Genomic DNA, 13330 nt, shown 5'->3' with positions numbered 1-13330 from the left:
ATCCCTCTGTGAAAGGTAGATTGCATACGCGTTACGCACCCGTGCGCCGGTCTCTAATTCCGAAGAACTATACCCCTCGACTTGCATGTGTTAAGCCTGCCGCTAGCGTTCATCCTGAGCCAGGATCAAACTCTTCATCGTATATTGTTTGCTCGATTGCTCAAGCTATTGTTATTCGACTAAATTCTAGTGGTTTTTTCAAATCTCTCGATTCTATTACTCTTATTCTTTTGTTCTAAGATCTCTCTTAAAACGGCTGTCAATTCAATATGTCTAGGAACGTGTTCTTATCTTTTTTTTCCCTTCGTTTGAGTCACATTGTGTCTCTCTGGAAGCGGGTGCAAAAGTACAACTTTCTTTTTAACTGGCAAGAAATTTTTGAAGTTTTTTTGAAATAATTTTTTATCTCGTTTTCTTCTCGTTTTCTTATCAATCTATCAAGGAACTTTGCTTGTTTTGCGGGGTGCAAATGTAACATCCGTTTTCTAATCTCACAAGCTTTTTTTAATCTTTTTTAGAAAATAAATTTTCTGTTTGATTCGTTTTACTTGCCAGTATTTGAAAGAACGTCTGCGTTGTTGCGGGTGCAAAACTACACCGTTTATTGAGTTATTCAAGCTTTTTAAACACTTTTTTTTGATGTTTTATTAAAGTAAACTTTAACTCGCTGAAAACGTGAATTTTGAAGTATGAAGTTTTTTGTACAAAACAGCAATCTAATTGCCCGTGAAGACAATTTTAAGTCAAAATCGCCTATTTCAGTACGATTGGACGCTTTCAACTTCCCTACTTTATTTACTAAAGTTCTATAAATTCAATCTTTATTCATGTTTTATCAGCTCTTCACTGCGCACTACTCCTTCAAAACAGCCTAACTTGCCTGTATTCGAACAAAAAAACTACTAAAGATCAATAGAATGGTTTTACCCTATAGCTTATACACTAACAAACATCCCTGTTCTAGTCTCTCCTATATATTAGGTAAAGGATTTATTGTATTGATATAAGTTCTTCACCTCTTGATTGAACTAAATATCCTAATTATTCGAAACTCGCGTTAGGGATAGCAGCGAAAAGCCCACAGTCCCGCCTTTTGTGGGGCGAGGACTTGTAGCGAATAGCCCGACTTATAAAATACAGAGAGGCGATTGCCCTTTACGATAAATGCCTCTCTGTATTTTATGAGGAACGCCCGAAAGATAAACTAATCGAAACGGATGGCAGAAAATAGCTCGCAATAGAAAAAACACCTCTTTACCTATATATAAAGAGTACCGACTTTGTATTTACACCTATATAGTAACAAACCTTACATATATATTGTATGTATTTCTGCAATGCTCTATATTTGCATTCTTAAAAAAATAAACAATGATTAAGATTACTTTACCCGATGGGTCAGTTAAAGAGTTTGCTTCAGGGGTAACACCGATGGATGTTGCTAAAAGCATAAGTGAAGGATTTGCCAGAAATGTGATTTCGGCATCTTTTGATGGTACAACTGTAGAAACCACAACTCCTTTGACGACGAATGGTAGTCTTATATTATATACATGGAATGACGAAGGCGGAAAAAAGGCTTTTTGGCATTCTACTTCTCACGTTATGGCACAGGTTTTAGAGGAAATGTATCCAGGTATAAAATTAACTCTTGGACCAGCAATATCTAATGGATTCTATTATGATGTAGATTTTGAGGATCAAAAAATCACAGACGCTGACTTCAAAAGAATTGAAGATCGCGTTCTTGAAATAGCAAGAGGAAAGCACGAGTTCAAACTACGTCCTGTTTCTAAAGCAGCAGCTTTGGAACTATATAAAAACAACGTTTACAAAACAGAGCTGATTAGCAATCTTGAAGACGGAACAATTACGTTTTGCGATCATGACACGTTTACTGATCTATGTCGCGGTGGCCATATTCCAAATACCGGAATTATCAAGGCGATGAAAATCATGAGCGTTGCCGGTGCCTATTGGAGAGGTGATGAAAAAAATAAACAGTTAACTCGTGTTTATGGAACTTCGTTTCCTAAACAAAAGGATCTAACAGAATACCTTTTATTACTAGAAGAAGCAAAACGTCGCGACCATAGAAAACTAGGAAAAGAATTAGAGTTGTTTGCTTTTTCACAAAAAGTTGGAGCAGGTTTACCATTATGGTTGCCAAAAGGTGCTGCGCTGAGAGATCGATTAGAGCAGTTTTTGAAAAAAGCTCAGAAGAAAGCGGGTTATGAGCAAGTAATTACGCCGCATATAGGTCAAAAAGAATTGTATGTCACTTCAGGTCATTATGCAAAATATGGCGCAGACAGTTTTCAACCCATAAGTACTCCGGCTGAAGGAGAAGAGTTTTTGTTGAAACCGATGAACTGTCCTCATCACTGTGAAATTTACAACGTAAGACCTTGGTCCTACAAAGATCTGCCGAAGCGTTACGCTGAATTTGGAACTGTTTATAGATATGAACAAAGTGGCGAATTGCATGGATTGACTCGTGTAAGAGGGTTTACCCAGGATGACGCGCACATTTTTTGTACTCCGGAACAACTGGACGAAGAGTTTAAGAAAGTAATTGACTTGGTATTATATGTATTTGGTTCATTAGGATTCGAAAACTTTACAGCTCAGATTTCTTTGAGAGATAAAGAGAATAGAGATAAATATATAGGTAGTGATGAAAACTGGGAAAAAGCAGAGAATGCCATCATCAATGCCGCTGCAGACAAAGGTTTGAAAACCGTTGTCGAATATGGCGAAGCAGCTTTCTATGGCCCGAAATTAGATTTCATGGTAAAAGATGCCTTGGGAAGACAATGGCAATTAGGAACGATTCAGGTAGATTATAACCTTCCGGAACGTTTTGACTTGACCTACAAAGGATCTGATAACGAATTACATAGACCGGTGATGATCCATAGAGCTCCTTTTGGTTCAATGGAACGATTTATAGCTATTTTACTGGAGCACACTGCAGGAAATTTCCCGCTTTGGTTAATGCCAGAACAAGCTATAATATTGTCTTTGAGCGAGAAATATGAAATATATGCGAAAAAAGTTTTAGATTTGCTAGAAAATCACGAAATTCGCGCCCTCATTGATAATAGAAACGAGACAATCGGAAAGAAAATCAGAGATGCCGAAATGCAAAAAACCCCGTTTATGTTGATCGTAGGCGAGGAAGAAGAGAAAAACGGAACCATCTCTATCCGTCGTCACGGACAAGAAGGAAAGGGAAATATCAGCGTTACAATAGAAGAATTTGTTGCTATTGTAAACGAGGAAATCAATAAAACATTAAAAGTATTCACAGTTTAACTTAAATTATAAAGTCATAGCAATAAGAAGCAACAGAGGTTATCAACCTCGCGTAGAAAAAAAAGATGCCCACAGAATAAACAGTCTTATTCGTGGTGTACAAGAAGTGAGACTTGTAGGTGAAAATATTGAGCCAGGAGTTTTTAAACTTTCAGAAGCTTTAAGATTAGCTGACCAATTTGAATTGGATTTAGTTGAGATTTCTCCTAATGCTGAACCTCCGGTTTGCAAAATCATGGATTACAAGAAATTTGTTTACGAGCAAAAGAAACGTGATAAAATCCTGAAAGCGAAATCTACACAAGTAGTCGTTAAGGAAATTCGTTTCGGACCTCAAACAGATGAGCATGATTATGAATTTAAGAGAAAGAACGCTGAGAAATTCTTGAAAGAAGGTGCGAAATTGAAAGCCTTCGTTTTCTTTAAAGGACGTTCGATTATCTACAAAGATCAAGGTCAAATCTTATTGTTAAGATTAGCTACAGATCTTGAAGAATTTGGTAAAGTGGAAGCGATGCCAGTTCTGGAAGGAAAGAGAATGATTATGTTCATTGCTCCGAAGAAGAAGAAATAGAATGCAGTTTGGAGTGCTCAGTGTTCAGTTTTATAACTTTAAACCTGAAACCTTTAAACTTGAAACAAAGATAAGTAAGTAAGAATAAATTAAAACACTAGGAAAAAATGCCTAAAATGAAAACCAAATCTAGCGCCAAGAAACGTTTCAAAGTTACTGGTTCTGGAAAGATTAAAAGAAAGCATGCTTTTAAAAGTCACATCTTGACTAAAAAGTCTAAAAAACGTAAATTAGCATTGACACACTCAGCGTTAGTTCACAAAACAGATATGAAAAGCATCAAACAACAATTAAGAATTATTTAATTAAGTCTTAAAGTTGCAAAGTCAAAGGTCTTAAAGACTTTCGACATCCGACTTTAAAAACTTTTTTACTAAATAATCTTTAGGTTAAAACAATTTCAAATAACCTTGGAGTATGGCCATTAAGTGCTTTTGATTAAATTCAGGCCGCCTGCTACAAAAAAACAATAAAATTATGCCAAGATCGGTAAATTCAGTTGCTAAAAGAGCAAGAAGAAAAAAAATAATGAAGCAAGCCAAAGGTTTCTTTGGTAGACGTAAAAACGTTTGGACAGTTGCTAAGAATGCGGTAGAGAAAGCAATGTGCTACGCTTACCGTGACAGAAAAGTGAATAAAAGAAATTTCCGTGCTTTATGGATTCAACGTATCAACGCTGGAGCTAGATTGGAAGGAATGTCTTATTCACAATTCATGGGTAAAGTAAAAGCTAACAACATCGAATTGAACCGTAAAGTTCTTGCCGATTTAGCGATGAATCACCCAGAAGCTTTCAAAGCAATACTTAATAAAGTAAAATAAACGTTTTATAAACTCAATTTAGATTACTTACTTATATAAAAACCTCAATCGAAAGATTGGGGTTTTTTGTTTTTTAAATCTGTTTTTAGATTAAAAAATATAATATTAAGATTACTTTTGTTTCATAATTAATTTCTGTATTTTCAAACAATGATTTTTAGAAAACTGCATTTCCTAATTTATATATTATTATGCACCATGCTTTTTGTCACACAATCTTGTGATAAAATAAAGCAAAAAAATCCTCATGAAAAACAGGATCTTACAGAAATTAATAGACTTATAGACATTGGTCACCAACATTATGAAAACGAGAAATTTGACAGTTCCTACTATTATTTCAACAAAGCTAAATATACTGCCGAAATAAAAAAAGATACTTCAAGGATTATTCACACTTTAAGTTGGATGGCACAAATACAACGCAACCAAGGAGATTATGCCGGAAGTGAGACTACAAGTATTGAAGCCTTTCCATTAATTGCGAATTCTAACAAATTCCAATATGGAGAAACTAACATATATATAGGTTTAGGTTATAATTACTTGCTTACAAATGAAAATGATCAGGCAATATATTATTTCAAGAAAGCTATAAATTCGAAAACTGATGAAGAAGTAAAATCTGACATTATCAACAATATTAGTTTGGCTTTAACTGAAAAAGGCGATTTTCAAAAAGCAATTCAGATCCTATTGCCTTTGACTCTTAAAAAAGAAGTTAAAAATAATCCACAGTCATTTGCTCGGGTTATTGATAATTTAGGATACACCTATGATAAAATTGGAAATTCAAAAGCAATTTTTTATTTAAATAAAGGGTTAAAAACAAGAGAGCAAATCAAAGATAACCGGGGATTGCTTTCAAGCTACTACAATATTTCTGAACATTACAAAACGAGGAATCCAAATTTATCTCTTAAATATGCTCTGCTCGCTTACCAAAAAGCAACTAAAGTGAATAGTGTTGATGACCGTCTACAATCTTTAAAAGCAATAATACATAATACCTCAGGAAACGAATTGAAAAAATATTCTCTCGCTTACCTTCACATTAATGACAGTATTACTAAAGTCAGACAAAAAGCTAAAAATCAATTTGCTAAAATAAAATACGATTCTACATTAGAAAAAGAAGAAAATTTAAAACTAAAGACTCAAAAGATACTCCAAGATGAAGAACAACGTACTAGAAACCTCTTCCTGTATTTCGTTGTTGCCATTATTATATTGATAAGTATTTTATTATCCAATTTTCTTATTGCCAAAAACAAAAGAGAAAAAATAAAAGCCTCTTATACTACAGAAATTCGAATTTCAAAAAAACTACATGATGAGTTGGCAAACGATGTATATCAGACCATGGCTTTCGCCGAAACTCAGGATTTGGCCAAAAATGAGAATAAAGAAATTTTACTTTCTAATCTGGATGGTATTTATTCTCGAACCCGAGACATCTCCAGAGAAAATAGCACTATAGAAACCGGGATACAATTTATTCCTAATTTAAAAGAAATGATGTCCGGATTTAATACTGAAAAGGTCAATGTATTAACAAATGGAATGGATAAAATACATTGGAAGGATTTAGACAACAATAAAAAAATTATAGTATACCGCGTAATTCAAGAGTTACTTGTCAACATGAAAAAGCACAGTAAATGCAGTTTAGTGGTTATAACTTTCAAAAAAGATAAAAATAAATTACAAATAGATTACACTGATAATGGGATTGGAACAGTAAATAACCAATTAAATTCCAAAAACGGCCTGCTGAATATGGAAAATCGTATTCGAGCTGCAAAAGGAAGCATTACATTTGATACTAAATCCGACAAAGGATTTAGAGTAGGAATTATATTTCCAATAGAATCATAACGGTCTTATTTTCCATACAATTTTAGTTACCGACGATTTAGATTGAAATACCACTAACACTGTATATATTTTTTCATACTATATTCAGATATTGGCTTTAAGGTTTTGTCCGTTTCTGGTCGTAATCGTGGCAAATTAAAATATTCATATCCTATGGTTGAACACCAATTTCTCTACCAAAACCAAAATATAAAAAGCTAATCCTGTTACAACTGTATTTAAATTAATTTCTGTATTTTCGGGATATACTATTCTAAAAGTTACATTTCCCGATTTTAATATTTCGATTCTTCATTTTTGTCTATTCTTGTCAAAATGAATTTAAAAACCAGTCAGTCTCCAGTACAAAAAATAGACTACTAAAAACGCCATACACGCACGCAAACAATTAGATGCCGGCGATCAGTTTTATGCCAATTAAAAAATTTGATAGTGCTTATCAGAACTACAACTGTTCAAAAATACTTTATGAATTAGAAAAAAATAGTGCGTCGATGGCCCATAATTTGATTCAAATGGCGACTAGTCAGCAAACTTATGGAAATTATGTGGGAAGTGAAAAAAATCTAATTAAGGCATAAACCTTTACACAACAAAACTCGGCTTGTAAAGCACCCGCATACAACCTTCTCGGTATTTCTTCAAATGAGTTATACAATTATGAAGATGTCTTATATTACTACAATAACGCCAAATCATTTACGAGTGATTCTGTGGGAATTGTAGCTTCTGAAAATAATATTGCCACTGTCTGCATGAAAATGAAAAAATACATTCTTCAATCAAGATATTGGAATCCCTTTTGAATACATCTCTTTTAAATACAAACAACATTAGAAAAGCAAGAGTTTTAGACAATTTGGGCTATTGATATTTTAAAAAAAAACACAGTTCAGAAGGTTTCGGATTAATGATAAAATCACTAACCTTTCGAGAAACTAATAGAGATTTTTAGGGAAGTATTGTAAGTCATTTACATTTGGCCGATTATTACCAACTAATAATTTCTTAATATTCTAAAAAACACTCCAAACAAGCCTACCTAACAGCGGCAAAACTAAATAGTATTGATGAGAGATTAAGGTCAATATCATTTTTAATATTAAACAAACTCGAAAAAAAACCTAGTACTTCTGTTTCACATTACATCCGACTTAATGATAGTTTTATAAAAGTTCGAAATAATGCTAAAGATCAGTTCATAAAATCAAATATGACAGTGATCAAAACAGGGAAGATAATTTAAAACTAAAAGTCCAAAAATCCGAAAATGCACTGCAATTAGAACAACATAAGAGCAACAATCTACTCCTATATTTCGTTGTTGGCATTACTATTATGATTAGTATTTTTATATCTAATTTTCTTGTCGCCAAAAACAAAAGAGAAAGGATAAAAACCTCTTATAATACAGAAATCCGAATTACAAAAAAACTTCATGATGAATTGGCCAACGATGTTTATCATACCATGGCTTTTGCAGAAACGCAAAATTTATCCACCAACTATAATAAAGAAATATTACTTACTAATCTTGATACAATTTATTCCACGACGTGAAACATTTACAAAGAAAACAACAGCATAGAAACTGGTCCTCTATTTGTCTCCAACTTAAAAGAAATGATGTCAGGTTTTAATACCAATACTGTGAATGTATTGATCAACGGAATAGACACAATCAACTGAGCCACTTTAGAAAGCAATAAAAAAATTACTGTTTATAGAGTGCTTCAAGAGTTACTTGTCAACATGAAAAAACACAGCCAATCTAGTTTAGTAGTGTTGACTTTAAAAAAAAATGACAAAAATTACAAATAGATTACAGTGATAACGGTGTCGGAGCCACATTTGATGAAAAAAATTCAAAAAATGGACGACTTAATGTGGGAAACCGTATTCATGCTATAAAAGGAACACGTACTTTTGATACTGCATCCAAAAAAGGATTTAAAGTAAGTTTCCCATTCCCACTGTAATCAATAGTATTATGTTTAAAAAAATTTTAATTGCCGAAGATTTAGACAGCATAAGTATAGCCGTAACTCAAGCGTTGGAAGAAATTTCTATTGTTGAAGTCCATCATGCTAAATACTGTGACGACGCTTTTTTGAAAATAAAAAAAGCACTTCATGATAATGCGCCTTACGACTTATTAATTAGTGATTTATCTTTCAAACCAGATCATCGGGAGAATCGGCTGACCTCAGGTGAGGAACTAATCGAAGCGGTAAAAAAAGTACAGCCAGATATAAAAACAATCGTTTTTTCGATCGAGGACAAGTCATTCAGAATAAAATCGCTCTTTAATAATCACGGTATTAACGCTTATGTCTCTAAAGGACGAGAAAGTATTCCCGAACTTAAAAAAGCGATTCAGCGAATTAATAACAATCAAGAAAACAATTATTCTGATGAATTATCGCTCATCTTGAGAAATCAATCACTATTTGAGATTGAGGCTTATGACATTGCCATTTTAAAATCATTATCGAAAGGTTATACTCTAGATGATATTTCCAAAGAATTTAAGGATTCCGGCATCATTCCCAATGGAAGCAGCAGTCTGGAAAAACGTATCAATAAACTGAAAATTTATTTCAAAGCCAGCAATAATGTACATTTGATTGCTATTACTAAGGATCTGGGCTTAGTTTAATGCTGTTTTATGATTCACAGTAAATTGAGCTAATCCCGACGATTTATAAAAATCAGCATAAATAAACCCGTTATATTTTAATTATTTCTTTTAGAGATTTACTCTCTATTGTATTGTAAATCATTCTTTTCATATCTGAGAAAAAAAACTGTCTTATTTTACTGCTGTTGATTTATATATTTCGGAATATTCAAAATTAGTATTTTACCAAACTATTCTGACCTAAACAAAGATAGCGTTGTATTTTTCGAATAGAAGATTAATCTTTTTCTACGGCTATACCTATCATACTCTTTTCGTTTTACAATTCTGTTTTTAAGGATTCTCGAGCCTTATATCGGAATCCAGACCCGCAACATTTATTTTTTCACTTTTATTTCTGCTTTACGGGTTCCCGTAAGGTTGTTGTTTCTATTGCTACTAATTTTGTTGAGATGAAATTGATTTTCATTTTTCACAGCTGGTAATTAATTAATAAAGAAAACGAAAATAAATTCATATCGAGTTGTTTAGACACCATTACGGCTAAACTTCGCTTTTAATAATACTGATAAAAAAGACGTAATGAAAAAAATTTTATTTTTAATAATAGTACTGTTCTTTGGAGCACTCCTTAATCTTTCAACTAAACAGACAGATTATAATATTGAAAATAAATTTGAAGATAATAAACTATTAATAATAGAGAACAATAAAAAATATTGGCTCCAACAAGAGAGATCCTATGATAAATTTAACACAACATACAAAATAAACACAATTGGTCTTTTACCAATTCAGACCGTAAACAAGCAATCGTCGAGACATAGAAAAGGGAAAATCGTTTACTCTCAAAAATGACAACGAGTGAATTAATAATTTTATTTTTTTGTTTCAATGAGGAAAACCGTACGGAAATAATTTTTTAAGATGATAAGTTTACACCATTAAAAATGGAAAACAATGAAAACAATATCAACTTTGACTATTAATCTATTATTTTCAATACAAATTGCTGTTATGTTATTGGGTACAATTTGTATTATTTATTTGGTCTACAAAATTTGGAAAAAATAGAACCAATTTATTAAGTCAAAAAAAACACTTAGACGATTATGGATTTGAAGTAACGTAACAAACTAAGTATAAAAATACCCAATCCAAATCATCCATTAAAAACAATAGCTTATAAGATATAATCGTACTATTGAAGATCAACTTTCTATTCCGTTCAGTATCTTTCAGCCAAATAAAAGAGATAATGAAAAAACAAAACCAGTAGACAATTCCGCTTCGTCTTTTTTACTTCTTATTTTTAAAAAACAATAATCCAACAGTTCAGTCAAAAATTAAGATTCCAATGAAATCAGTTCTTTCATTCCTACTTTTCCTTATTTCCTTCTGTATATTCTCCCAAACCAAACTTATTTCTTGGAATATAGAAAATTTTGGAAAATCTAAATCAAAAGAAACAATAAATTACATCGCCAATACGCTGAGAGAATACGACATCATTGCAATTCAGGAAGTTGTAGCGGGTTATGGAGGAGCGCAGGCTGTAGCTAAACTAGCTGATGAACTCAATCGCAAAGGTTCTAAATGGGATTATGTAATTAGTGATCCCACCAGTAGTAGTGCCTATAAAACTGAGCGTTACGCTTTTATTTGGAAAACAAGCAAGGTTAAAAAAATTGGAAGAGCCTGGCTCGAACAAAAATACCATTTGGAAATAGATAGAGAACCTTATTTTTGTACGTTTGAATATGAAAATAAACAATTTACAGTGGTAAATTTTCATGCAATAACTAAAAAAAAACAACCTGAAACCGAAATAAAATACTTTAAATTTCTACCGGATGAATATCCTAATTTAAATTTGATTTTTGTAGGAGATTTTAATTGTCCACAATCGCATACCGTGTTCAATCCTTTGAAAAAAATGGGGTACGAATCTATTTTGATTGGTCAAAAAACATCACTGAAACAAGAATGTAAAAATGAAAAATGCCTCGCATCAGAATTTGACAATATGTATTTCAATTCTTTAAAAGTTAATACCATACAATCGGGTATAATTCTCTTTTATAAAAATTTCAATTCATTAAAAGAAGCCCGAACAGTATCAGATCACATTCCTATTTGGTTTGAATTTTCTTTAAATTAAAAAAAATTTAATTCAATCTTATCTAATCGAAAACTTCAAAATTATCACCGTCAAAACTGGCAAAAACCATACTGGGATGTGAATCCTGATGAAACACATTCCCCTGATTATCTATCGCAATTGCACCCGCAAAACCATCAAAAGGTTTCAATTCGCTGAACGTTTTGGTGAATGCTTCTTGCAATGAAAACCCATCAGTAACACGAGTAACGATTTTTGCCGCCGTCGCATTACTCACTATATCCTCACCTACTCCGGTCAGACTCACGCCACAAAATGCATTGGCATAATTTCCTGCAACAGTTGCCGAATCAGAAATTCTACCCGGAATTTCAAATCCTTTACCGCCCGTAGAAGTCGCTGCGGCAATTTTACCGTTTTGGTCCAAAGCCACACAACCTACCGTTCCAGTTCCCAATGATTTAAGTTTCGCTTCGTATTCCGCTCTTCGTTGCGGAACCTCGGTTGAAAACGACTCAAAACCATGCTTTCTTGCAAAATTAATTGCTCCACTTCCTCCCAAAATTCTGTCGTCATAATCCAGCAGTATTTGCGCAACCTGCACCGGATTTTTTACTGCTTCAATATTAATAACGCCGCTCATTTTCTGGGTTTCACCATCCATAATCGCAGCACTCATTCTTATTTTTCCGTCACTTTGTATTTGCGATCCAATTCCAGCATTGAACAACTCGTCATCTTCCAAAAGAGAAACTGCAAAAACAACTGTCTCTAATGCGGAATGCGTTTGTAAAAATGCGTAAGAATCTTTAACAATTCGTTCCAAGGCATTTTGCTTAGCGATTTTTGTTTCGTGATTGGTTGATGATTCCGAGAAAAAACCACCGTGTATAATTAATTTCATAATTGATAAAGCTTATGGATAACACCACTAAATGTTACAAGTAATGCGAAGATTGAATGTGCATTTTGTGAGTTTCAAGATTATAAGTGTCAAATTTACTCATGACATGGGTAACCAAATGAGAGATTGATATCGGCTGACCTAATTCTACTTTTGTCAGATTAGTATCTTTTATTTCACGACCGTCTACTAAAATAACCAAACCAGAACCTATAGCTTCCATATCTTTATTATTTGTGATCAATAATCCAGTATCTTCTCCAAGTCCGATTCCCAAAACTCTGGGATTACCAACAACTGCTTGAAAAAGTCTACCAATTCTGCCACGTTGTACAAAATGAGTATCGATAATTACGCCATCAATTAAACCCAGTCCACTTGAAATTTTAACTTCGCCTTTCAGTAATGCTTCTGAACTGCTTCCCTGATAAATCATGTTATTGGAGGCTGCTGCTGCTCCAGCTGAAGTTCCGGCATATATAAATTCTTCATTATGGTATTTATCCAATAACATATCATGAAATCGGGTTCCTCCGAGAATGGAACTCAATCTAAGTTGATCACCTCCGGTAAACATAACAATATCAGCTTCCTTTAATCGGGCCAAAACTGCTTCATCACCTGCTTGTTCTCTTCTTTCGATATGGAGAATATCCACATTTTTAGCATTTAAATATTCAAATGCCTTAACATATTCAGGACCAATTTCGCGTGGAATAACAGAAGCTGTTGTAATTACTTCTATTCGTGATTTTTCTTTATGTTTTGATTCATTTAATATCCTTTTCAGAATTCCAGTTTCAAAAAAGTTTAAATTATTGGTCGCATTTTTATCTAAATCGGTTTCAGTAAAACTTCCTTTATCAACTGCACCGCCTATTATTATTAGTTTTCCAAGTATATTCATTTTGTAAAAATAACCAAAAAGATAAAAAAGAGCCTTTGAAGTTGTGTTTTTTTTTCAATAATTGCATAGAGAATAAATATTAATTAATTTTCAAAGAATAAATTTTGATTACTATTGTAAAAACTTTACTTTAGTTGCATTCTAACTTATTTAGATTGAATTAT

General features: G+C 32.9%; 10 protein-coding genes and 1 rRNA gene. 8 read left to right on the top strand and 3 right to left on the bottom strand.

The window, feature by feature from the left end; genetic code table 11:
- Positions 1 to 141, bottom strand: a 16S ribosomal RNA gene (locus tag E0F89_RS13130); the annotation flags it as partial.
- 1230 nt (positions 142 to 1371) lie between these two features.
- On the opposite strand from E0F89_RS13130, the gene thrS reads away from it, so the two are divergent.
- From thrS to E0F89_RS13090, 8 genes are all read left to right on the top strand, one after another.
- On the top strand, positions 1372 to 3318 hold the full coding sequence (thrS, locus tag E0F89_RS13125; protein ID WP_131910222.1) for a threonine--tRNA ligase: 1947 nt from the start codon (positions 1372 to 1374) through the stop codon (positions 3316 to 3318).
- Between the two features lie 16 nt (positions 3319 to 3334).
- Positions 3335 to 3892, top strand: coding sequence for a translation initiation factor IF-3 (gene infC / locus E0F89_RS13120; protein WP_370273076.1), 558 nt, complete (start codon positions 3335 to 3337; stop codon positions 3890 to 3892).
- A 107-nt stretch (positions 3893 to 3999) separates the two neighbouring features.
- Entirely contained in the window at positions 4000 to 4197 is a 198-nt protein-coding gene (rpmI, locus tag E0F89_RS13115; RefSeq protein WP_022827375.1) for a 50S ribosomal protein L35, read from the top strand.
- A gap of 172 nt (positions 4198 to 4369) precedes the next feature.
- Positions 4370 to 4714 (top strand): 50S ribosomal protein L20, encoded by a 345-nt coding sequence (gene rplT, locus E0F89_RS13110; protein WP_024982755.1) that lies wholly within the window; start codon positions 4370 to 4372, stop codon positions 4712 to 4714.
- Positions 4715 to 4864: 150 nt separating this feature from the next.
- The gene (locus E0F89_RS13105) at positions 4865 to 6592 is read left to right on the top strand and encodes a tetratricopeptide repeat-containing sensor histidine kinase (RefSeq protein WP_131910221.1); all 1728 of its coding nucleotides are present in this window, start codon (positions 4865 to 4867) and stop codon (positions 6590 to 6592) included.
- Positions 6593 to 8582: 1990 nt separating this feature from the next.
- Complete coding sequence (locus E0F89_RS13100) at positions 8583 to 9251, top strand: DNA-binding transcriptional response regulator (RefSeq protein WP_131910220.1); 669 nt, start codon at positions 8583 to 8585, stop codon at positions 9249 to 9251.
- A 564-nt stretch (positions 9252 to 9815) separates the two neighbouring features.
- Entirely contained in the window at positions 9816 to 10091 is a 276-nt protein-coding gene (locus tag E0F89_RS13095; protein WP_131910219.1) for a hypothetical protein, read from the top strand.
- A 499-nt stretch (positions 10092 to 10590) separates the two neighbouring features.
- Positions 10591 to 11394, top strand: a complete 804-nt coding sequence (locus tag E0F89_RS13090) for an endonuclease/exonuclease/phosphatase family protein (protein ID WP_131910218.1) — start codon at positions 10591 to 10593, stop codon at positions 11392 to 11394.
- Positions 11395 to 11416: 22 nt separating this feature from the next.
- On the opposite strand, the gene E0F89_RS13085 is transcribed toward E0F89_RS13090, so the two are convergent.
- On the bottom strand, positions 11417 to 12259 hold the full coding sequence (locus tag E0F89_RS13085) for an isoaspartyl peptidase/L-asparaginase (protein ID WP_131910217.1): 843 nt from the start codon (positions 12257 to 12259) through the stop codon (positions 11417 to 11419).
- Positions 12260 to 12293: 34 nt separating this feature from the next.
- Positions 12294 to 13166 carry a cyanophycinase gene (locus E0F89_RS13080; RefSeq protein WP_131910216.1) on the bottom strand — a complete coding sequence of 291 codons (873 nt, stop codon included), beginning with the start codon at positions 13164 to 13166 and terminating at the stop codon, positions 12294 to 12296.
- Positions 13167 to 13330 lie beyond the last annotated feature (164 nt).

Origin of the sequence: Flavobacterium caseinilyticum (genome assembly GCF_004349085.1) — a bacterium.
GTDB lineage: Bacteria > Bacteroidota > Bacteroidia > Flavobacteriales > Flavobacteriaceae > Flavobacterium > Flavobacterium caseinilyticum.
This window is presented reverse-complemented; position numbering and strand designations above follow the sequence as displayed.